Here is a 20,259-nt window from a genome sequence, read left to right on the forward strand (position 1 = left end):
GGGCCGGAGGGTCGGCGGTCAGCCGTTGACCACCGTTCCGCCGTTGACGTGCAGCACTTGGCCGCTGACGTAGGAGGAATCGCTGCTGGCCAGGTAGACGTAGGCCGGCGCGACCTCTTCCGGCTGGCCGGGACGCTTCATCGGGGTGTTGCCGCCGAATTGCGCCACCTGTTCGGCATCGAAGGTGGACGGAATCAGCGGCGTCCAGATCGGCCCTGGGGCCACGCCGTTGACGCGGATGCCGCGCTCGGCCACGTTCATCGCCAGCGCGCGGGTGAAGCCGACGATGGCGCCCTTGGTCGAGGAATAGTCGATCAGCATCGGGTTGCCCTTGTAGGCGGTCACCGAGGTGGTGTTGATGATCGAGGCGCCCTTCTTCAGGTGCGGCAGTGCGGCCTTGGTCAGCTGGAACATGCCGAAGATGTTGGTGCGGAAGGTCTGCTCCCACTGCTCTTCGCTGATGTCTTCCAGGCCCTTCTGCGGGTGCTGCTCGCCGGCATTGTTGACCAGCACGTCGAGCCCGCCGAACTTGCCGATGGTCTCCTCGATGACCTTGACGCAGAAGGCGCGGTCGGCGACGTCGCCGGCGAAGGTCAGGCACTGCACGCCCTGCGCCTCGACCTCCTTGCGGGTCTGCTCGGCGTCCTCGTGCTGGTCCTTGTAGAGGATGGCGACGTTGGCCCCTTCGCGGGCGAACAGCACGGCGACGGAACGGCCGATGCCGCTGTCGCCGCCGGTGATGAGGGTGGACTTGCCCTTGAGCTTGCCGGCAGCCTTGTAGTCCTCGCCGCGGTATTCCGGGCGCGGATTCATCAGGCCCTCCTGACCGGGTTCGGGCTGTTCCTGGGGCGGCAGGGTCTGGTTCTCGCTCATGTCAGCCTCCGTAGACGGTTCGGGAATCTGTCTTCGGAGGACTGGCCGGCGGAAAGAAAAGTTTCTGGGGGCTGATGAGAGGCGGCGGGCCGGATCAGTCGGTGCGCAGCACCACCCGGCCGCGCTGGTGGCCGCTTTCCAGATGCCGATGCGCCTCGACCACCTCTTCCAGGGCGAACACCCGGTCGATCTGCGGGATCAGCAGGCGGTCCGCGGTGAGCTGGTTGATGCGGGTCAGCGCACGCTCGAGCGCCGCGCAGTTCTGCTCGATGCCAAGCTCGGGCTGGCCGGTGAAGTCGCACAGGCAGTGCAGGTAGAACTTGAAGTTCTTCTCGAAGGCGGCGCAGGCCGGAAAGGCCGTCTCGTTGCCGCCGCTCAGGCCATAGAGGATCAGCTTGCCGCGTGGCGCGATCACTTCCCCGAGCAGCTTCATCTGCGAGCCGCCACAGCCGTCGAGCACCACATCCACGCCGCGTCCGCCGGTGAGCTTCTGCACCCGCAGCACCAAGTCCTCCTCCTCGGTGGCGATCACCTTCTCCGCCCCCATCGACAGCAGGAATTCGCGGTCGTCGGCACTGATACAGGTGGCGATCGGCAGGCCTCCCAGGGCCCGAGCCAACTGCACCAGCGACGGCCCGGCGCACAGGTGCGCACCGGTGACGAGGACGCTCTGGCCCGGCTCGAGGTCGGCCAGCTCCATCAGGGCGAAATAGCCCAGCAGCATGGGCGTGTAGTGGACGCTGGCGCCGATTGCGTCGAGCGCATCCGGATAGCGTGTCAGCGAGTACTGTGGAAGCACCACGCAATCGGCATAGGCCGGGTACTGGTTGAGGTCATGCGCGGGAAAGCTGGCGACCCGATCGCCGGGTGCGAACATGGAGACGCCCTCGCCGACCGCCAGCACCTCGCCGGCGACCTCGCTGCCGAGGCCCGCCGGCAGGCGTGCGTGGCGCGGCGAGAGATCCTGACGCCAGAGCACGTCGTTCCAGTTGACGCCGATCGCGCGGACGGCCACCTGGACCTCGCCCGGACCCGGCTGGGGCGCCTCGCGCCTTTCGACGCGCAGGACATCGGCCGGGCCGAACTGGTCGAAACGAATGATGCGTGACATCACAATCCCTCACTGACTTCATGGTTGGGGACTCTATCCCCAAGAAGCCCACAACTCCAGCCGACTGACCCCATCGCGCTTCGATAGTGGCCATTCCCGCCGATGATGATCGGCCGCATGTAAATGCGTGCGTTTGGGCAAGACGCGGACAGGAATGTTCATGCAGGGCTCGCGAGAGCGGGGCTAGAATGCCGCGGACAGCCTGGCAACGGGCATCGACGTCAACGCACGAGGTAAGGGATGAACCGCAACGATCTTCGCCGCGTGGACCTCAACCTGCTCATCGTCTTCGAAACCCTGATGCACGAGCGCAGCGTGACGCGCGCGGCGGAAAAGCTGTTCCTCGGCCAGCCGGCGATCAGCGCGGCGCTGGCCCGGCTGCGGTCGCTGTTCGACGACCCGCTGTTCGTCCGCACCGGGCGCAGCATGGAGCCGACCGCCCGCGCCCAGGAAATCTTCGTGCTGCTGTCGCCGGCGCTGGACTCGATCTCCACTGCGGTCAGCCGCGCCTCCAGCTTCGATCCGGCCACCAGCGAGCAGGTGTTCCGCGTCGGCCTCAGCGACGAGGTCGAGTTCGCCCTGCTGCCGCCCCTGCTGCGAAGGCTGCGCGCCGAGGCGCCGGGTGTGGTGCTGGTGGTGCGCCGGGCGAACTACATCCTGATGCCCAGCCTGCTCGCCTCCGGCGAGATCTCGGTGGGCGTCAGCTACACCGACGAGCTGCCGGCCAACGCCAAGCGCAAGGTCCTGCGCCGTCCGCGCCCGATGCTGTTGCGCGCCGACACCATCCCCGGGCCGCTGAGCATGGAGGATTACTGTGCGCGCCCGCACGCCATGGTGTCCTTCGCCGGCGACCTCAACGGCTACATCGACGAGGAGCTGGCGCTGCACGGCTGCAAGCGCAAGGTGGTGCTGGCCGTGCCGCAGTTCAACGGGCTCAGCAGCCTGCTGGCCGGCACCGACATCATCGCCACCGTGCCGGACTACGCCGCCACTGCCCTCGCCGCGATGGGCGGGGTACGCGCCGAGCCGTTGCCCTTCGAAACCAGCCAGGACTTCGAACTCTCCATGGCCTGGCGCGGCGCCCAGGACAACGACCCCGCCGAGCGCTGGCTGCGCTCGCGCATCCAGATGTTCGTCGGCGATCCGGACAGCCTGTAGTCGCCGCGAGGGCGCACCGACACCGAGCCTTTCCCTTCTCCCTCCGGGAGAAGATGGTCCGCAGGGCCGGATGAGGGAGGTACCCACCAGGTCCTCCTCCCGGAGCAGCAAGGATGCGCCGCGGCCGGGGCTCCTGCGGGCGCACGCTTTCCCTTCTCCCCCCGGGAGAAGGTGGCCCGCAGGGCCGGATGAGGGAAGTGGCCTGCGGGCCTGCGGGCCACCCCACCACCCCACCCTTGCCGGCCAGTTTACGAACGCCCAAAAAAGAAGGCCCGCTAAGAAGCGGGCCTGAGGACACATGGAGCCGGCCAATCCGTCGGCCTGGTGTTCACCATACGCCGATCCCTGTCAGCTACCTGTGAACAGTATGTAAAGGCTTTGTAAGCATTCCGGCGAGCCGACTCACAGAACCATCGCTGCCGCCCAGCCGAACGCCAGCAGCGGCAGGTTGTAATGCACGAAGGTGGGCACCACCGTGTCCCAGATGTGGTTGTGCTGGCCGTCCGCGTTGAGCCCGGCAGTCGGGCCGAGGGTCGAGTCCGACGCCGGAGAGCCGGCGTCGCCCAGCGCGCCCGCGGTGCCGATCAGGCTGACGATGGCCAGCGGGCTGAAGCCCAGCTGCATGCCCAGCGGCACGAAGATCGCCGCGATGATCGGCACGGTGGAAAAGGACGAGCCGATGCCCATGGTCACCAGCAGCCCGACCAGCAGCATCAGCAGCGCGCCGATGGCCTTGCTGTGGCCGATCCAGTCGGCCGAGGCGTCGACCAGCGTCTTCACCTCGCCGGTGGCCTTCATCACCTCGGCGAACCCGGACGCAGTGATCATGATGAAGCCGATCATCGCCATCATCTTCATGCCTTCGGTGAACAGGTCGTCCGCTTCCTTCCAGCGCACCACGCCGGAGGCGGAAAAGATCACGAAGCCGACCAGCGCGCCGATGATCATCGAATCCAGCCACAGCTGCACGGCGAACGCGGCCGCCACGGCCAGCGCGGCGACCACCAGGCTCTTCGGGCTGAACGGCGTCTTGCCGTGCTCGCCCGGCACCGGCGCGGTAGCCGAATAGACACGCTTGCGGCGGTAGCTGACGAACACCGCGACCGCCAGGCCGAACACCATGCCCAGCGCCGGCAGCGCCATCGCCTGGGTCACGTTCACGCCGCTGACGTCGACGCCGGCCTTGGCCACGTTGGCCAGCAGGATCTCCTTCAGGAAGATGCCGCCGAAACCCACCGGCAGGAACATGTAGGGCGTGATCAGGCCGAAGGTGATGACGCAGGCGATCAGCCGGCGATCGATCTGCAGGCGCGTGAACACGTACAGCAGCGGCGGCACCAGCAGCGGCACGAAGGCGATGTGGATCGGCAGGATGTTCTGCGAGGAGATGGCGACGGCCAGCAGCAGCCCGATCAGCACCCACTTCAGCGCACCGCCCTGCCCGGCTTCGCGCCGGTCGACCAGCACCAGCGCCCGGTCCGCCAGCGCATGGGCCAGGCCCGACTTGCTGATCGCCACCGCGAAGGCGCCCAGCAGCGCGTAGGACAGCGCCACGGTCGCGCCGCCGCCGAGGCCGGAATTGAACGCACCCAGCGTCCCTTCCATGCCGAGCCCGCCGATCAGCCCGCCGGCAAACGCCCCGATGATCATCGCCACCACCACGTGCACCCGGCAAAGGCTGAGAACCAGCATCAACCCCACTGCCGCCACTACCGCATTCATCCGCTTTCCCCGCCGCTGGGCACCCGCCCGAAAAGGCGCGCACTTTGCCCGAAGGGACCGGTGTAGTCAAAGCGCTGATGGCAGATTGCGACCCTCGGCCGCGCGGAGGGCGCGCCTGAATCGGTCTATCCTCGTCGGGTATCCGCCAGGGAGGAAAGGATGAACAGTCACAGAGTCATGCTTGCCGCACTGTCGGCCATGCTGTCGCTCATCGGCGCCAACGCCCAGGCCTCGCTGCGATGCGGGACGGAGCTGGTGAACCTGGGCGAGACGATCGAGCAGGTCTTGGCGAAATGCGGCCCGCCGGACGACCGGAGAATAGAGGAGCCGGCTCTGCGCAGCGACGGCACGCCAAGGCTCGGCGCAGTCGAAGTGCAGCGCTGGATTTACGGACCATCGAACGGGGCCTACCGGTATCTGCGGTTCGTCGATACGCGGCTGGTGGACATAGAAATGAAAAGGGGGCCCTAGCCTAGCCCGCGACGCTAGCTGTGGCGCGAGCTGACAGAAACACGTGGTGCCCGGAGCCGGGATCGAACCGGCACGATGTTGCCATCGAGGGATTTTAAGTCCCTTGCGTCTACCAGTTTCGCCATCCGGGCAAGAGGGAAACGACGCCAAGGAGCGTCGCCTGGTTTGCGGGGGCGGACTATAACCAGCCACCTGTTGGTGCGCAACCGCAGGGGCGTCCAACCCTGTGGCCGAACAGATTCGGCGATCGCCAGGCTGCCCTTCAACCGCCCGTTTGCACCCTGTCCCCGTTGGCATGGGCCAGCCCGCCCTGAGTCGCCGATCGCTGCAGATTGGCAAGGATGGCGTTCAGCAGCGGCTGGCGGAACGCGGACTGGTAGCGGTGCGCCAGCCCGTCGATCAGTGTCAGCCGCGCGCCGGGAATCGACTCGGCCAGGCGGATGCCGTGCTCGACCGGCAGCAGCGGGTCGTCCGTGCCGTGAATGACTTCCACCGGCGGCCGCAGGGTCGCCAGCATCGGCTCCCGGTTGCCGTCCGCCAGCACCGCGAGGATCTGCCGCTCGATGCCGTCGGGCCGATAGGCCCGCTCGAACGAACGCTCGACCGCACGCCGCAGCTCCAGCTGTTCGGCCGGATAGCGCGGGCTGCCCAGCGCGGCAAGCAAGGCGACCTGCCGCTCGATGGCCTCCTCCCGGCTGGGCAGGTCGCGCGAAGTCATCAACGTACGCAGCCCTTCCTGGGGAGGCGGCAGATCGTCGGCCCCGGAACTGGACATGAGCAGCGTCAGGCTGTCGACACGCGACGGCGCCATCACGGCCAGATGCTGGGCGACCATTCCGCCGAGGCTGGCGCCCAGCACGTGGAAGCGCTCGATGCCCAGCCGATCCATCAGCCCGAGCGCATCGCCGGCCATGTCCTGCAGCGCATAGGGCGCATGGACCGACAGGCCGAGCCGGTACCGCAACAGGTTGTAGGTCAGCCAGGGCGTTTCAGGCGGCGTCCGCCAGGTGGTCAGGCCGCTGTCGCGATTGTCGAAGCGGATCAGGCGATAGCCCTGCTCGCACAGTTCCGCGAGCAGGCTCGCCGGCCAGTCGGTCAGTTGCCCGCCAAGCCCCATGAGCAGCAACAATGCCGGGTTCCGCGGGTCGCCCACGTCCTGGTAGGCAAGGGTCACGGGGCCCACGTCGGCCAGGCGAACGGGCGCATCCATTCGGCAGGAGGCATGGGCCATTGGCGCGCAGCCGATGAGCAGCAGCAGGAACAGCACACGCATGGTTGGGTCCGGGGAGCGAAGTCTTCCCGATAGACCGCCCCCACGCCGCTCGGTTTGCCGCCGAGTACTCAGATAATGGTGAAGATTTGATGACGGTATGGCAGCAACGCCATGAATGTTCCCGCTCGGGAATATCACGCGGCCGAAACGAAAAAACCCGAGCGACTGCCGTCGCTCGGGTCTTGGTATTGGAGGCGCGAACCGGAGTCGAACCGGTCTAACCGGATTTGCAATCCGGGGCATAACCGCTTTGCTATCGCGCCTTAAACGAGAACGCCGCAAACTGCGGCGTCATCGTAAACGAATTGGAGCGGGAAACGAGACTCGAACTCGCGACCCCGACCTTGGCAAGGTCGTGCTCTACCAACTGAGCTATTCCCGCGTGTCGTGTTGACGGGCGCCATTCTATATCTTCGAAGCGCCGCGTCAAGCCCTTGATTAAAAAAGTTTTATTTGTCCTTGCTGATGCTCAGGTGCGGCCAGGCCGCGGACAGGTAGCTGACCATCGACCAGAGCGTCAGGGCCGCCGCGATCAGCAGCAGCGCGTAGCCGGTGCCGACCCACACGCTCATCAGCGGCGGATTGGCCAGCAGGATGATCAGGGCCACCATCTGCGCCGCGGTCTTCCACTTGCCCAGGCTGGACACCGCCACCTTGGCCCGCGCCCCGAGCTCGGCCATCCACTCGCGCAGGGCCGAGACGACGATCTCGCGGCCGATGATAATGGTCGCCGGCAGGGTCAGCCACAGGTTGCCGTGCTCCTCCACCAGCAGCACCAGCGCCACCGCCACCATCAGCTTGTCCGCCACCGGATCGAGGAAGGCGCCGAAGGGTGTGCTCTGCTCCAGCCGCCGCGCCAGGTAGCCGTCCAGCCAGTCGGTAGCGGCCGCGACGGCGAAGACCAGCGCTGCGGCGAAGTAGCTCCAGGAGAAAGGCAGGTAGAACAGCAGAATGAAAAAGGGAATCAGCAGGACGCGAAGTACTGTCAGGAGATTCGGGATATTCATCAGACAACCGGTCCGCTGGTTTGAAAGGCATTCTACTCGGAGTGCAGGGCCGCATAAATCGACTCGGCGAGCTTTTTGCTGATCCCCGGCGCCTTGGCGATCTCCTCGGCGCTCGCCCTGCACAGTTCCTGAAGACCACCAAAGTGCTTGAGCAGTTCGCGCCGGCGTTTCGGGCCGATGCCCGCGACGTCTTCCAGGCTCGAGGTTCGCCGGGCCTTGCCGCGCCGCGCGCGGTGCCCGGTGATGGCGAAGCGGTGCGCCTCGTCCCGCACCTGCTGGATCAGGTGCAGCGCCGGCGAGTCGCCCGGCAGGGTGAATTCGTGCTCGGCGTCGTTGAGATAGAGCGTTTCCAGCCCGGGCTTGCGGGTGACGCCCTTGGCCACGCCCAGCAGGATGAGGTCGGGCACCTGCAGCTCCTGCATCACCTCCCGCGCCATGTTCAGTTGCCCCTTGCCGCCGTCGACCAGCAGCACGTCCGGCAGCTTGCCCTCGCCTTCGCGCGCCTTGCGAAAGCGCCGCGACAGCGCCTGGTGCATGGCCGCGTAGTCATCGCCGGGGGCGACGCCCTCGATGTTGTAGCGCCGGTAATCGGACTTGAGCGGCCCCTCGGGGCCGAACACCACGCAGGACGCGACCGTCGCCTCGCCGCTGGAATGGCTGATGTCGAAGCATTCGAGCCGCGCCGGCGGCTCGTCCAGGCCCAGCGCCTCGCCGAGCGCATCGAAGCGCGCCGCCAGGTGCTGGCGGTTGGCCAGCCGCGCGCCCAGCGCCTGCTCGGCATTGGTCAGCGCCAGCTGCTGCCAGCGCGCACGCGTGGCACGCACGCGGTGACTGATGCTCAGCTCGCGGCCGTGTAGCTCGGCGATGGCATCGATCAGCGTCTGGAAGTCCTCGTGCACGGTGTTGACGATGAGCTCGGCCGGCAAGTCGCGCTCGGGCGTGCCGAGGTAGTACTGCTCGAGGAAGGCCTGGAGCACGTCGGCCACGCCCTCCTCGATCGCCACCTGCGGGAAGAAGTTCTTGCTGCCCAGCACCCGCCCGGCGCGCACGGTGATCAGGTGCACGCAGGCGCCGCCCGGGCTGACCACCGCCGCGACGATGTCGACGTTGCCGGTGCCGCCTTCCATGCTCTGCTGGTCCTGGACGCGGCGCAGGATGCCGATCTGGTCGCGGATCTCGGCGGCGCGCTCGAAATCCAGGGCCATCGCGGCCTTTTCCATGTCCCGCGACAGCTCCTCGGCCAGCGCGTTGCTGCGCCCTTCGAGAAACATCACCGAATGGCGGATGTCCTGGGCATATTCCTCCGGCGACACCAGGCTGACGCACGGCCCCTTGCAGCGCTTGATCTGGTACTGCAGGCAGGGCCGCGTGCGGTTGCGGAAATAGCTGTCTTCGCACTGGCGTACCTGGAAGGCCTTCTGCAGCAGCCCCAGGCTTTCGCGAATCGCGCCGGCACTGGGATAGGGTCCGAAGTAGCGGCCGGGTTCGCGCTTGGCGCCGCGATGGATGCTCAGCCGCGGGTAGTCGCCGCTGGACAGGAACACGTAGGGGTACGACTTGTCGTCGCGCAGCAGGATGTTGTACGGCGGCCGCCATTGCTTGATCAGCGTCTGCTCGAGCAGCAGGGCCTCGGTCTCGTTGCCGGTGATGGTCGTCTCGACCTGGGCGATCCGCGCCACCAGGGCGGCGGTCTTGGGTGCCTGCCCGGTCTTGCGGAAATAACTGCTCAGGCGCTTCTTGAGGTTCTTCGCCTTGCCGACGTAGAGCAGCTTGCCCTCGGCGTCGAGCATGCGGTAAACGCCCGGCCTGCCGCTGCAGGAGGCCAGGAAGGCTGAAGCATCGAAGGTGGCGGTGGACATCAGTTGGCGGTATCGACCATGCCGTGACGGACCGCCAGCAGGGCGAGTTCGACATCGCTGGTAATGGAAAGCTTCTCGAAGATGCGGTAGCGGTAGGTGTTCACGGTCTTCGGCGACAGGCAGAGCTTGTCGGAAATGGTCTGGACCTTCTGGCAGTTGGCGATCATCAGGGCGATCTGGATCTCCCGTTCGGACAGCAGGTCGAAGGGCGAGCCCTTGAGCTGCGGCTGGAACGACTTGAGCGCCAGCTGCTGGGCGATCTGCGGGCTGATGTAGCGCTGCCCGGCAAACACCAGGCGAATCGCCTGGACCATTTCCTCGAGCGCCGCGCCCTTGGTCAGGTAGCCGGCGGCGCCAGCCTGCAGCAGGCGGGTGGGAAAGGGATCTTCCTCGTAGACGGTCACCGCGATGACCTTCAGGTCGGGAAAGCTGCGCAGCAGCTTGCGGGTCGCCTCCAGGCCACCGATGCCCGGCATCTTGACGTCCATCAGGATGACGTCGGGCTTGAGCTCGCGGGCCTTCCTGATGGCCTCCTCGCCGGAGTCGGCCTGACCGATTACCTGTAGCCCGTCGATGTCGGCGAGCATCCGCGCTATGCCCGTACGAACCAGATCGTGGTCGTCGACCACCAGCACCCTTATCAAGCGACACCTCGACTTGCGACCCCAGGACCGCCGCGGGGGTCCTGTAGAAAGGAGCGAACTCTATCAAAAAATCGGCAGTCGCACTTCTACGCAGACGAGCGCCCGCCATCCGATGGTCGTAGATCGGCGCCTTATCCGATCCGCGGTCGGCCATTTCGCCACATCCTGCGGCGATACGCCGCTGCGGCGCCACGGCGTGACCGGCCGGTCGATTCGTCGGCAACCGCGCCCGCCGCGGCCAGCGACCGGCGTGCCTTATGCGCTCCCGGGTTGTCCAACAGTGGTAAAGTACGCGGCCGATTTCGCCTGCAACGGCAAATCCGACCGTCAGGACGAGTGCCGGAGGCCCGGCCCGGTGTGACTTTGCGCGAGACGCGGCAGTCTATGACAAATCTCGCAGAGCCCGCTCACGGAGCGAAACAGCCCGTCCCCGAAGAGGACCATTGAGGAAATCGCATGACCAAACAACACGCCTTTACCCGGGAAGATCTGCTGCGTTGCAGCCGCGGCGAGCTCTTCGGCCCCGGTAATGCGCAGCTGCCGGCTCCGAACATGCTGATGGTCGACCGCATCGTCCATATCAGCGAAAGCGGCGGCAAGTTCGGCAAGGGCGAGCTGGTCGCCGAACTGGATATCAACCCGGACCTCTGGTTCTTCGCCTGCCATTTCGAGGGCGACCCGGTGATGCCGGGCTGCCTGGGCCTCGACGCCATGTGGCAGCTGGTCGGGTTCTACCTGGGCTGGCAGGGCAATCCCGGCCGCGGCCGCGCGCTGGGCTCGGGCGAAGTGAAGTTCTTCGGCCAGGTGCTGCCGACCGCCAAGAAAGTCACCTACAACATTCATATCAAGCGCACCATCAACCGTTCGCTGATCCTGGGGATCGCCGACGGCACCGTCAGTGTCGATGGTCGCGAGATCTACAGTGCCGAAGGCTTGCGCGTCGGCCTGTTCACCTCCACCGATAGTTTCTGAAGGACATCCGCATGCGTCGCGTCGTGATCACCGGCCTCGGCATCGTTTCCTGCCTGGGCAATGACAAAGACACCGTATCCGCCAACCTGCGTGCTGGTCGCCCTGGTATCCGCTTCAACCAGGCGTATGCCGACATGGGCCTGCGCAGCCAGGTGTCCGGCTCGGTGGACCTGAACCTCGAAGAGCTGATCGACCGCAAGGTCCTGCGCTTCATGGGCAACGCCGCCGCCTACGCCTACCTGGCGATGCAGCAGGCGATCCAGGATGCCGGCTTCTCCGAGGACGACATCTCCAACCCCCGCTTCGGCTTGATCGCCGGTTCGGGCGGCGCCTCGACCATCAACCAGATGGAAGCGATCGACACGCTGCGCGAAAAGGGCGTCAAGCGCATCGGTCCATACCGCGTGCCGCGCACCATGAGCAGCACGGTGTCGGCCTGTCTGGCCACTCCGTTCCGCATCAAGGGCGTGAACTACTCCATCGCGTCGGCCTGCGCCACCAGCGCGCATTGCATCGGCCATGCCATGGAGCAGATCCAGATGGGCAAGCAGGACGTGGTGTTCGCCGGCGGCGGCGAAGAGGAGCACTGGAGCCAGAGCTGCCTGTTCGACGCCATGGGCGCCCTCTCCAGCCAGTACAACGAGACCCCGGAAAAGGCCTCGCGCGCCTATGACGCCAACCGCGACGGCTTCGTCATCGCCGGCGGCGGCGGCATGGTAGTGGTCGAGGAGCTCGAGCACGCGCTCAAGCGCGGCGCGAAGATCTATGCCGAGATCGTCGGCTACGGCGCGACCTCCGACGGCTACGACATGGTCGCCCCCAGCGGCGAAGGCGCATTGCGCTGCATGCAGCAGGCGATGGCCACCGTGGAGGGCTCGATCGACTACCTCAACACCCACGGCACCTCCACTCCGGTCGGCGACGTCGCCGAAGCCAAGGCGGTGCGCCAGATGTTCGGCGAGCAGGTGCCGGCGATCAGCTCGACCAAGAGCCTGTCCGGCCACTCGCTGGGCGCCGCCGGTGTTCACGAGGCGATCTACTGCATGCTGATGATGCAGGGCAACTTCATCGCCGGCTCGGCCAACATCGACGAGATCGATCCGGAAGTCGCCGACCTGCCGATCCAGCGCGAAACACAGGAAAACGCCAGGATCGACACCGTCATGAGCAACAGCTTCGGCTTCGGCGGCACCAACGCTACCCTGGTGCTGCGTCGCTACAACGGCTGATCCCGTACGGGAAAACGAAAAAACGGCGCCCCTGGGGCGCCGTTCTCGTTTCCGGGCATCGCTCAGACGCGATGTTCGGCCTGCGGGTCGATGTCGCCATGGGCGATGCAGGAGGCCGCGGTGAACAGCACGTCGGTGGAGGAATTGAGCGCGGTTTCCGCCGAATCCTGCACCACGCCGATGACGAAGCCCACCGCCACGACCTGCATCGCCACGTCGCCGGGGATGCCGAACAGGCTGCAGGCCAGCGGAATGAGCAGCAGCGAGCCGCCCGCCACACCCGAGGCGCCGCAGGCGCACACTGCCGAGAGCAGGCAGAGCATGATCGCGGTGGGCAGGTCGGGCGTGATGCCCAGGGTGTGCACGGCCGCCAGCGTCAGCACCGAGATGGTGATCGCCGCACCGCCCATGTTGATGGTCGCACCCAGCGGAATGGAGACCGAATAGGTGTCCTCGTGCAGCCCCAGGCGGCGGCAGAACTCCAGGTTCACCGGCACGTTGGCCGCCGAGCTGCGGGTGAAGAAGGCGGTGATGCCGCTTTCGCGCAGGCAGGCGAAGACCAGCGGATAGGGGTTGCGACGGATCTGCCAGTAGACGATCAGCGGGTTCATCACCAGCGCCACGAACAGCATGCAGCCGAGCAGCACGGCCAGCAGGCGGGCGTAGCCGCCCAGGGCGCCGAAGCCCGACTGAGCGAGCGTGCCGGCCACCAGCCCGAACACGCCGAAGGGCGCCAGGCGGATGACCAACTGGACGATGAGCGTCACGCCACCGGCGAGGTCGGTGATCATTTCGCGAGTCGCCGGGCGGGCATGGCGGAAGGCGATGCCCAACCCGATCGCCCAGGCCAGGATGCCGATGAAGTTGCCCTCGATCAGGGCCTGCACCGGGTTGACCGCGACGCTGAACAGCAGCGACCTGAGCACGCTGGCGACGCCCGAAGGTGGCGCGATGTCGGGAGAATGGCTCACCAGGGTGAGGCTGGTCGGAAAGACGAAGCTGGCGAAGACCGCCACCGCGGCGGCGCTGAGCGTACCCAGTGCATAGAGGCCGATGATCGGCTGGATGTGGGTCGGCTGCCCCCGCTTGTGGTTGGCCAGCGCAGCGGTGACCACGGTGAACACCAGGATCGGCGCGACGGCCTTGAGCGCAGCGACGAACCAGTCGCCCAGCAGGCCGGCCGACAGGGCCGCCGAAGGCCAGAGCACGGCGAGCACCACGCCGGCCAGAAGCCCGGCGAGAACCAGCGCGACCAGGCTGGCGCGGGCGAAGAACTGGAAAACGGCAACGAACGGCTTGGACATGGGCTATTCCGACACGAAGGCAGCGCCGGGAAGGCCCCGGCATAAAAGCGCGCGATGGTACGCGCCTCGCGCCGCCCTGCCCAGCATCGATGGCGCGTACGGCGCACCTCGAAGGTCGTCATTACCGCAGGAAGTACGCATCCGCCCCTATTTTCCATGGCGGCACGCTGGGCCGGCGGCCGGAGCTCCGGTATCGTCCCTGTCGGATCGAGGCGTGCATCGCCCCGGCTGCACCGGCATGCGCACCGGCACTCAGACGCGCCCTGGAACGCCCCGGACGGATGTCTGCGGTCTCGACGGGGTATCGCCATACACACAAGGACCCCGAAATGCCCACGTTTCTCACCGGCAGGCTGCGCCGATGACCCTGTTCAAGACGCTCGGCCTGTTCGGCCTCACGGCGGTCGCCGAGATCGTCGGCTGCTACCTGCCCTATCTCTGGCTCAGGGAGGGCAAGAGCGCCTGGCTGCTGGTGCCGGCGGCCCTGTCGCTGGCGTTGTTCGCCTGGCTGCTGTCCCTGCACCCCACGGCCGCGGGCCGGGTCTACGCCGCCTATGGCGGCGTGTACATCGGCGTCGCGATCATCTGGCTCTGGCTGGTCGACGACATCCGCCCGAGCGGATGGGATCTGCTAGGCAGCGGCGTTGCGCTGCTCGGTATGGCGATCATCATGTTCGCGCCGCGGCCTTCCTGAGCGACGCCAGGAGCTGCCAGCCCCTCATCCGGCCCTTCGGGCCACCTTCTCCCAGGGGGAGAAGGGAAAGACCTGCGATTCGGGGAAGGATCTGCAGACCCTCTCGCCAGCCGGGCCTGCATATCGCCTGCCGGCAACCACGGCGGCATTCGCGAGCAGAGCTCGCTCCTACACAAGCCCGGACAACGCCTGCCCCCCTGTAGGAGCCGGCTCTGCCTGCGACCACACCCTGCAGACCCTCTCACCAGGCCGGGCCTGCATACCGCCTGCCGGCAACCACGGCGGCATTCGCGAGCAGAGCTCGCTCCTACACAAGCCCGGACAACGCCTGCCCCCCCCTGTAGGAGCAGGCTCTGCCTGCGACCACGCCTGCCTGCGCGCTTCACAGCGTGAAGCGCGCCACCAACCCGTTGAGGTTGACGGCCAGGCGCGACAGCTCCTGGCTGGCGGCGTTGGTCTGCTCGGCGCCGGCGGAGGTCTGGGTCGACAGGTCGCGGATGTTCACCAGGTTCCGATCCACTTCGCGCGACACCTGCGCCTGCTGCTCGGAGGCGCTGGCGATCACCATGTTCAGCTCGCTGATCTGGCCGATGGCCGCGGTGATCTCGTCCAGCGCGGCGCCGGCCGCCTTCGCCAGTTCCAGCGTCTCGTGGGCGCGCCGGTTGCTGGTCTGCATCGCGCCGACCGCGTTTTCCGCGCCCTGCTGGACGCTGCCGATCATCTGCTCGATCTCCCGTGTGGACTGCTGCGTGCGGTGCGCCAGCGCCCTTACCTCGTCGGCCACGACCGCGAAGCCGCGGCCCGCCTCGCCAGCGCGCGCCGCCTCGATCGCCGCGTTGAGCGCCAGCAGGTTGGTCTGCTCGGCGACGGAGCGGATCACGTCCAGCACCTGGCCGATCTCGCGCACCTGGCCGGCCAGCGCCTCGACCTGGGCCGAGCTGCCGGTCACGTCCCGGGCCAGCATGCCGATCGAGTCGACGGTTTCCAGCACCTGCTGGCGCCCGAGCTGCGCGGTCTGGTCGGACTGCCGCGAGGCTTCCGAGGTCGCCACGGCGTTGCGCGCCACCTCGTCCACCGCGGTGCTCATCTGATTGACCGCGGCGGCAGCCTGCTCGATTTCCTGGTTCTGCTGCTGCAGGCCGCGCGTCGACTCCTCGGTCACCGTGTTGAGTTCCTCGGACGCCGCGGCGAGCTGGTTCGACGAGCCGGAAATGTTCTGGATGGTGTCGCGCAGGTTGCTCTGCATGGCCTTGAGCGCGTTGAGCAGGCGCGCCGGCTCGTCCTTGCCGTCGACCTCGAACTGCCGGGTCAGATCGCCCCTGGCCACCGTCTCGGCCACTTCCACGGCGACCGCCAGCGGTGTCACCACGCTGCGGGTGAAGGCCCAGGCGAGCGCCAGGGTGGCGACCAGCGCCCCGAGGATGGTGCCCATCACCCAGAAGAACGACTGGTCGTAGACGTTGGCCGAACGGAGCGAAGCGGCGGCCGCGGCAACGCGGTTGACCTCCATCACGTCCTGCAGGGACTTGGTGATCGCGGCGGAATGCGCATTGATCTCGCCATTGAGTTCGGCGATGGCGGCGGCACGGCGCCCCTGCCGGACATGCTCGACGACCTTGGCCTGGGCTTGCAGGTACAGCGCCTGCGCCTCCTGAAGGCTGGCGTACGCCTTGCGCTCTTCATCCGAGCTGACCAGCCGCTCGTAGTGGGTGCCGAGCGTACGCAGTTCGGCGAGCAGGTGCTCGAGGTTGGTCATGTTCTGCTGCAGCAGCTGCGGATCGTCCAGCACCGCCAGGCGCAAGGCCATGGCGCGCATGCGCATCATGTTCTGGTTCAGGTCCGCCAGTGCCAGGATGCTTGGCAACGAGTTCTCGTCGACCTTCCTGCTCTCCTCTCTCATGGTGGCCATCTGGCTCAGCGCGAATACGCCCAGCAGGATGACGATCAGGCAGATTGCACCGAAGCTCAGAGCCGAGCGTGGCGCAACTTTCAGGTTACGTAGTGACATGTCTTCTTCCGGTTTGGCGATAACGCTTCGTTGCATGCGCAGGGGCTGCGTCAGTGTTATCGACCGGAGCGAACCAAAGGTGACGACCGCTCAGCGGTTTTCTGGCGTTGGTATTTTGACTGATCGATGGAAGAGCTTTCGGCCCGCCATCCGCTCGTCAGCGCTTGGCGCGCGCAGGGTCCGGCAGGATGGCGAGGAAGTTGTCGCGCGCCACTTTTCGCGCGGTGTCCGGTTCCAGCGCATCGAGGAAGGGCACGAAGCCGCGTATCGTCTCGCCAAGGCTGCCGAAGCGGCCGACCACGTCGGAGCCGAGCATGAAGCGGGTCGGGTGCTTGTTCACCAGCTTCACCCACTCCGGGGCGGGCCGGCCCTTGGCGTCGAGCAGATAGGGCGTGCGCAGCGTCCAGGACAGGTCGATGTAGAGATTCGGATAAGCGTCCAGCAGGCGCTCGACGGTGGGCAGGAGAAAGTCGAGCTTCTCCTGGTGACGATGGATCTCCATGCTGGTGCCGGCGTGGGCCCAGATGAAACGCACGTGCGGATGGTTGCGCAGCGGTTCTTCGAGCTCGTGCAGGTACAGCGGGTTGCGCTCGCGTTTGGAGGTGATGTTCGAGTGCAGCATCACCGGCAGGTCGTATTCGGCGGCGAGGTGATAGACCCGAGTCAGGGCCTCGTTGTTGGCCCTAGGCGTGTCGCCATAGGTGATCGCGGTCAGGTCGTCGTGGCGGGTGAAGATTTCGCCGATGCCCTGCCAGAAGCCCGGGTGCAGCTCGAGCATGCGGCGGATATGGGCATCGGCGTTCTTGTCGGTGGGGTTGAAGCCCGTGAGGAACGGATGCAGCCGGCGCTGCCTGTCCTCCGGCAGCGCCCTCACCGCTTCGGCCACGAACACATCGGTGGCGCTGAACCAGTAGGCCCCGGCGTCGTCTCCGGCATAGTAGCGCGGGCGCTTGGGCTCGTCCTCGTGCCACTTCTTGGCGACCGCGATACCGCTGATCATCGCGTGGTCGATGTTCGACGCGTCCATGGCTTCGAACAGACGCTCCATGCCCTCGGATTCCTGGAAGAAATCGACGTAATGGATGTGCGCGTCACTGAAGTGGTAGTCGGCGGCCGGGGCGAAGGTGGTGCCGAGCGAGAGGCACAGGGTGAGCAACAGGCGGGAGGCAAACAAAACAGCTGATTCTCTTCCGTGGGTGGCAGCGTAGACAGTATAGGCCGGTGAGGGTTCAGCCGGCCGGCGGCTGCGATGATGGCACTTCGCTTGCAGCCTGGCAGCTATTCCGCCGGAGAATGCCCATGTTCATGCTGTTCCGCACCCGCCGTACCCCTGCCCCCGACTCCCTGGCTGCGCTGTTCGAACGCAACGATCTGACCGCCGAGTTCGACGACGCCCAACCCACCTTCGCCGCGCTCAACCGCTTCACCCGCAGCCTGCAGAAACGCATCCAGGTAAGCCTGGCCGGCGCCGCGGGCATCGCCGAGCATGCCCCGCAGCTGGCGCTCATCGCCGGAGAAACGCAGCAGAACGGCCAGCGCCTGGCCCAGGCCTCGGAGATGATGGCCAGCGCCTGCGAAGAAGTCAGCACCACGCTGGATGCCGAGCTGGTGCCAGGTACAGCCGAGGTGGCGAGGCTGTCCGGCGACGTGTCGGCGACCCTTCGCGACTGCCAGCACAATGGCGAGGCGGTGCTGAACCAGGTCGACGCCATCGGTCAGAGCGAAATGGAACTGGCGCAGGTGATTGCCCGACTGGCGACGCAGCTGGAGGAGGTCAACCAGGTGATCGGCGTGATCGCCGGCATTTCCCAGCAGACCAACCTGCTGGCGCTCAATGCCGCGATCGAGGCGGCGCGCGCCGGCGAACACGGCCGCGGTTTCGCCGTGGTGGCCGACGAAGTCCGGCGCCTGGCCGGCCACACCACCGAAGCTACCGGACAGGTAGGCACCATCATCGAGCGCTTTCATGAGGGCATGAAACAACTTGGTGCGGCTGGCGAGCAGATGCACGCCGCCGTGGCCGCCGGGCGGGACGGCATGCGCCGCGTCGAAAGCGATCTGGGCACCACCCGCCAGGCCATGGACCAGCTCGATGCACGCGTCGGCCAGATCGCCGCCGGTACCGAGCAGATCGGTCAGGCGGTACGCTCGATCAATGCCGACGTGCAGCGGATCGCCGGGGTCGCCTCGGAACTGCTCGATCAGTCGGGCCAGGTGCTGGGCCACAGCGAGGCGGTGCGCAACGACGGCAACCGCCTGCTCGAGGGCCTGGGCGACTTCCGCCTCCCGCTGCACCACCAGATCCAGCAGGCGCTCGAGCAGCTGACGAAGGATTCGTCGCTGCTCGGCCCGGTCGCCGAGGCCGAGCGCACGCTCACCCAGCTGCTGCAACGCGACAAGCGCTTCGAGCTGCTGTACCTGGTGGGTGCCGACGGGGTGCAGCTGTCGGAGAACATCGGCGACCAGAGCGGCGGCCGTTCCTGCCGGGGCGCCAACTGGTCGCAACGCCCATGGTTCAGGGCGGTGCGCGACTCCGGGGCCAGCCATGTCACGCCGGTATACCGCTCCTCGGCCACGGAAGCCTTCTGCTTCACCGTCTCGGTGCCGCTGCTCGATGCCCAGGGCCACCTCGTCCGGGTGCTCGGCGCCGACGTGCGGCTGGCGGCGCTGGTCTAGCGGCCAGCTCAGTCGGTGTGGTGCGCGGGCTGGAACAGCTCGTCGAAGAACGCATCCATCGCGCAGAAGGCGCGCTTCGCGACGACCGGGTGGTACTGCGCCCGGCCGGGCGCGTCGGCCAGCGGGTTGGTGAAGGAATGCACCGCCTGGCCGTAGCTGACCAGTTGCCAATCGACCTGCGGGGCGCCCTTCATCTCCTGCACGAAGGCGTCCACCTGCTCCGGCGGCACCGCGGGGTCCAGGGCCCCGTGCAGCACCAGGATGGCCGCGCGTATATTGGCCGCAGCCGTCGGATCGGGCGTGTCCAGATTGCCGTGGAAGGACACCACGCCCTTCACCGGCGCACCGTCGCGCGCCAGTTCGAGTACCGCGCCTCCGCCGAAACAGAAGCCGATGGCGCCGAGTCGCTCGGCATCGATCCCCTCGCCCTTCAGCCCTCTCAACACACCAAGGGCCGCCCGTGCGCGGCGGCGCAGCAATGGCCGGTCGGCCCGCAGGGCGGCGATCACCGGCCTGGCCTCGTCCGGGCTGCGCGGCCGCACCGCCTTGCCGTAGAGATCGGCGAGCAGCACCGCGTACTTGCCACGCGCGACCCGCGCCGCTTTGCGTACCGACGCCTCGTTCACGCCGAGCCAGTTGGGCACCATCAGCAATCCCGGGCGCGGTGCCTGGACCGAGCTGTCGTGCACCAGCACGCCTTCGTACGGCTCGCCGTCGATCTCGTAGGCCACCGGCCTGGTCACCATGCCGGCGTCGGCCAGCCCTTCCAGACCATCGAACAGCAGCGAAGCCAAGGTCTTTTCCATCATCGACTCTCCCCAGTGCGTTCAGCCGAGTCTCGGCACAAACGAAAAAGCCCGCAAGTGAGCGATGCCGTTCACCTGCTGGGAGGCCTAGGGCAGGCCTGCGGCCTGCATTCGCCGCGAGGCCGCGCCTCCCACGGGGTGGCCCGGTGCTTCTTGTGGGAACGGTCTCGACCGCGAACGAGCCCTCTCGCCATTCGCGGCCAAGGCCGCTCCTACGAAGAGCCATGCCGAAGCCTTGGCTGGCTAGCTCGCGCCGCCCATGGGGGCGGCGGAGACGCCGCTTTTTGTGGGAGGCCCGACCTCGGGGCGAACTTGCCTAAGCGGACAGCATGAAGAAGAGGCAGCGGGTGCTGCCCCTTCGTCCAGCCTCCAGCCCTCCAGCCTTCCAGCGGCTTTTCCGCTCTCAGGCCTGCATTCGCCGCGAGGTCGCGCCCCCACGGGGTGGCCCGGTG

General features: G+C 67.0%; 17 protein-coding genes and 3 tRNA genes. 6 read left to right on the top strand and 14 right to left on the bottom strand.

The genetic code is table 11. The features are described from left to right. Nucleotides 1–18: 18 nt before the first annotated feature. Together H610_RS0100740 and H610_RS0100745 are read right to left on the bottom strand one after the other, a co-directional pair. Nucleotides 19–873: an SDR family oxidoreductase gene (locus tag H610_RS0100740; RefSeq protein ID WP_028237945.1), complete on the bottom strand. Its 855-nt coding sequence runs from the start codon at nt 871–873 to the stop codon at nt 19–21. A gap of 94 nt (nt 874–967) precedes the next feature. Further along, entirely contained in the window at nt 968–1,984 is a 1,017-nt protein-coding gene (locus H610_RS0100745) for a zinc-dependent alcohol dehydrogenase family protein (RefSeq protein WP_028237946.1), read from the bottom strand. A 240-nt stretch (nt 1,985–2,224) separates the two neighbouring features. On the opposite strand from H610_RS0100745, the gene H610_RS0100750 reads away from it, so the two are divergent. After that, complete coding sequence (locus H610_RS0100750) at nt 2,225–3,142, top strand: LysR family transcriptional regulator (RefSeq protein WP_028237947.1); 918 nt, start codon at nt 2,225–2,227, stop codon at nt 3,140–3,142. Nucleotides 3,143–3,544: 402 nt separating this feature from the next. On the opposite strand, the gene H610_RS0100755 is transcribed toward H610_RS0100750, so the two are convergent. After that, entirely contained in the window at nt 3,545–4,864 is a 1,320-nt protein-coding gene (locus tag H610_RS0100755) for a Na+/H+ antiporter family protein (RefSeq protein ID WP_028237948.1), read from the bottom strand. 159 nt (nt 4,865–5,023) lie between these two features. Here H610_RS0100755 and H610_RS0100760 point away from each other — a divergent pair, with 159 nt between their 5' ends. Further along, nucleotides 5,024–5,335 carry a DUF2845 domain-containing protein gene (locus H610_RS0100760; protein WP_028237949.1) on the top strand — a complete coding sequence of 104 codons (312 nt, stop codon included), beginning with the start codon at nt 5,024–5,026 and terminating at the stop codon, nt 5,333–5,335. A 44-nt stretch (nt 5,336–5,379) separates the two neighbouring features. On the opposite strand, the gene H610_RS0100765 is transcribed toward H610_RS0100760, so the two are convergent. The 7 genes from H610_RS0100765 to gacA form a co-directional block, all read right to left on the bottom strand. Further along, nucleotides 5,380–5,466 (bottom strand) — tRNA-Leu (locus H610_RS0100765). A 131-nt stretch (nt 5,467–5,597) separates the two neighbouring features. Next, nucleotides 5,598–6,608 carry an alpha/beta fold hydrolase gene (locus H610_RS0100770; RefSeq protein WP_028237950.1) on the bottom strand — a complete coding sequence of 337 codons (1,011 nt, stop codon included), beginning with the start codon at nt 6,606–6,608 and terminating at the stop codon, nt 5,598–5,600. Between the two features lie 189 nt (nt 6,609–6,797). Next, nucleotides 6,798–6,871 (bottom strand) — tRNA-Cys (locus tag H610_RS0100775). A 43-nt stretch (nt 6,872–6,914) separates the two neighbouring features. Then, a tRNA-Gly gene (locus tag H610_RS0100780) sits at nt 6,915–6,990 on the bottom strand. Between the two features lie 67 nt (nt 6,991–7,057). After that, nucleotides 7,058–7,615, bottom strand: coding sequence for a CDP-diacylglycerol--glycerol-3-phosphate 3-phosphatidyltransferase (gene pgsA / locus H610_RS0100785; protein ID WP_028237951.1), 558 nt, complete (start codon nt 7,613–7,615; stop codon nt 7,058–7,060). 32 nt (nt 7,616–7,647) lie between these two features. Next, nucleotides 7,648–9,474, bottom strand: coding sequence for an excinuclease ABC subunit UvrC (gene uvrC, locus H610_RS0100790; RefSeq protein ID WP_043237283.1), 1,827 nt, complete (start codon nt 9,472–9,474; stop codon nt 7,648–7,650). After that, nucleotides 9,474–10,118 carry a response regulator transcription factor GacA gene (gene gacA / locus H610_RS0100795; RefSeq protein ID WP_028237952.1) on the bottom strand — a complete coding sequence of 215 codons (645 nt, stop codon included), beginning with the start codon at nt 10,116–10,118 and terminating at the stop codon, nt 9,474–9,476. The genes uvrC and gacA overlap by 1 nt, the downstream gene beginning before the upstream one ends. Nucleotides 10,119–10,574: 456 nt before the next feature. Here gacA and fabA point away from each other — a divergent pair, with 456 nt between their 5' ends. Beyond that, a complete protein-coding gene (fabA, locus tag H610_RS0100800) occupies nt 10,575–11,090 on the top strand; it encodes a 3-hydroxyacyl-[acyl-carrier-protein] dehydratase FabA (RefSeq protein ID WP_028237953.1) in 516 nt (171 codons plus the stop codon). An 11-nt stretch (nt 11,091–11,101) separates the two neighbouring features. Then, nucleotides 11,102–12,319, top strand: coding sequence for a beta-ketoacyl-ACP synthase I (gene fabB, locus H610_RS0100805; RefSeq protein WP_028237954.1), 1,218 nt, complete (start codon nt 11,102–11,104; stop codon nt 12,317–12,319). 62 nt (nt 12,320–12,381) lie between these two features. Here the strand turns inward: fabB and sstT are convergent, their stop codons facing one another. Then, nucleotides 12,382–13,623, bottom strand: coding sequence for a serine/threonine transporter SstT (gene sstT, locus H610_RS0100810; RefSeq protein WP_028237955.1), 1,242 nt, complete (start codon nt 13,621–13,623; stop codon nt 12,382–12,384). Nucleotides 13,624–13,984: 361 nt separating this feature from the next. Here sstT and H610_RS0100815 point away from each other — a divergent pair, with 361 nt between their 5' ends. Continuing rightward, nucleotides 13,985–14,317 (top strand): YnfA family protein, encoded by a 333-nt coding sequence (locus H610_RS0100815; RefSeq protein ID WP_028237956.1) that lies wholly within the window; start codon nt 13,985–13,987, stop codon nt 14,315–14,317. A gap of 382 nt (nt 14,318–14,699) precedes the next feature. Here H610_RS0100815 and H610_RS0100820 read toward each other — a convergent pair whose 3' ends face one another. Beyond that, nucleotides 14,700–16,325, bottom strand: coding sequence for a methyl-accepting chemotaxis protein (locus H610_RS0100820; protein WP_028237957.1), 1,626 nt, complete (start codon nt 16,323–16,325; stop codon nt 14,700–14,702). 157 nt (nt 16,326–16,482) lie between these two features. After that, nucleotides 16,483–17,499: an amidohydrolase family protein gene (locus H610_RS0100825; protein WP_028237958.1), complete on the bottom strand. Its 1,017-nt coding sequence runs from the start codon at nt 17,497–17,499 to the stop codon at nt 16,483–16,485. A 125-nt stretch (nt 17,500–17,624) separates the two neighbouring features. Between H610_RS0100825 and H610_RS0100830 the strand changes: the two genes are divergently transcribed. Next, a complete protein-coding gene (locus H610_RS0100830; RefSeq protein ID WP_028237959.1) occupies nt 17,625–19,001 on the top strand; it encodes a methyl-accepting chemotaxis protein in 1,377 nt (458 codons plus the stop codon). Between the two features lie 8 nt (nt 19,002–19,009). On the opposite strand, the gene H610_RS0100835 is transcribed toward H610_RS0100830, so the two are convergent. Then, nucleotides 19,010–19,810 (bottom strand): dienelactone hydrolase family protein, encoded by an 801-nt coding sequence (locus H610_RS0100835; protein WP_084166334.1) that lies wholly within the window; start codon nt 19,808–19,810, stop codon nt 19,010–19,012. Between the last annotated feature and the right edge of the window lie 449 nt (nt 19,811–20,259).

Source organism: Stutzerimonas azotifigens DSM 17556 (assembly GCF_000425625.1).
In the GTDB taxonomy this organism is placed as follows: domain Bacteria; phylum Pseudomonadota; class Gammaproteobacteria; order Pseudomonadales; family Pseudomonadaceae; genus Stutzerimonas; species Stutzerimonas azotifigens.

Coding starts and splice junctions, on each gene's coding strand:
- H610_RS0100835 (WP_084166334.1), bottom strand. CDS start 19,810: ATGATGGAAAAGACCTTGGCTTCGCTGCTGTTCGATGGTCTGGAAGGG.
- H610_RS0100750 (WP_028237947.1), top strand. CDS start 2,225: ATGAACCGCAACGATCTTCGCCGCGTGGACCTCAACCTGCTCATCGTC.
- H610_RS0100820 (WP_028237957.1), bottom strand. CDS start 16,325: ATGTCACTACGTAACCTGAAAGTTGCGCCACGCTCGGCTCTGAGCTTC.
- H610_RS0100760 (WP_028237949.1), top strand. CDS start 5,024: ATGAACAGTCACAGAGTCATGCTTGCCGCACTGTCGGCCATGCTGTCG.
- H610_RS0100745 (WP_028237946.1), bottom strand. CDS start 1,984: ATGTCACGCATCATTCGTTTCGACCAGTTCGGCCCGGCCGATGTCCTG.
- H610_RS0100815 (WP_028237956.1), top strand. CDS start 13,985: ATGACCCTGTTCAAGACGCTCGGCCTGTTCGGCCTCACGGCGGTCGCC.
- fabB (WP_028237954.1), top strand. CDS start 11,102: ATGCGTCGCGTCGTGATCACCGGCCTCGGCATCGTTTCCTGCCTGGGC.
- sstT (WP_028237955.1), bottom strand. CDS start 13,623: ATGTCCAAGCCGTTCGTTGCCGTTTTCCAGTTCTTCGCCCGCGCCAGC.
- H610_RS0100755 (WP_028237948.1), bottom strand. CDS start 4,864: ATGAATGCGGTAGTGGCGGCAGTGGGGTTGATGCTGGTTCTCAGCCTT.
- uvrC (WP_043237283.1), bottom strand. CDS start 9,474: ATGTCCACCGCCACCTTCGATGCTTCAGCCTTCCTGGCCTCCTGCAGC.
- H610_RS0100770 (WP_028237950.1), bottom strand. CDS start 6,608: ATGCGTGTGCTGTTCCTGCTGCTGCTCATCGGCTGCGCGCCAATGGCC.
- fabA (WP_028237953.1), top strand. CDS start 10,575: ATGACCAAACAACACGCCTTTACCCGGGAAGATCTGCTGCGTTGCAGC.
- pgsA (WP_028237951.1), bottom strand. CDS start 7,615: ATGAATATCCCGAATCTCCTGACAGTACTTCGCGTCCTGCTGATTCCC.
- H610_RS0100740 (WP_028237945.1), bottom strand. CDS start 873: ATGAGCGAGAACCAGACCCTGCCGCCCCAGGAACAGCCCGAACCCGGT.
- H610_RS0100830 (WP_028237959.1), top strand. CDS start 17,625: ATGTTCATGCTGTTCCGCACCCGCCGTACCCCTGCCCCCGACTCCCTG.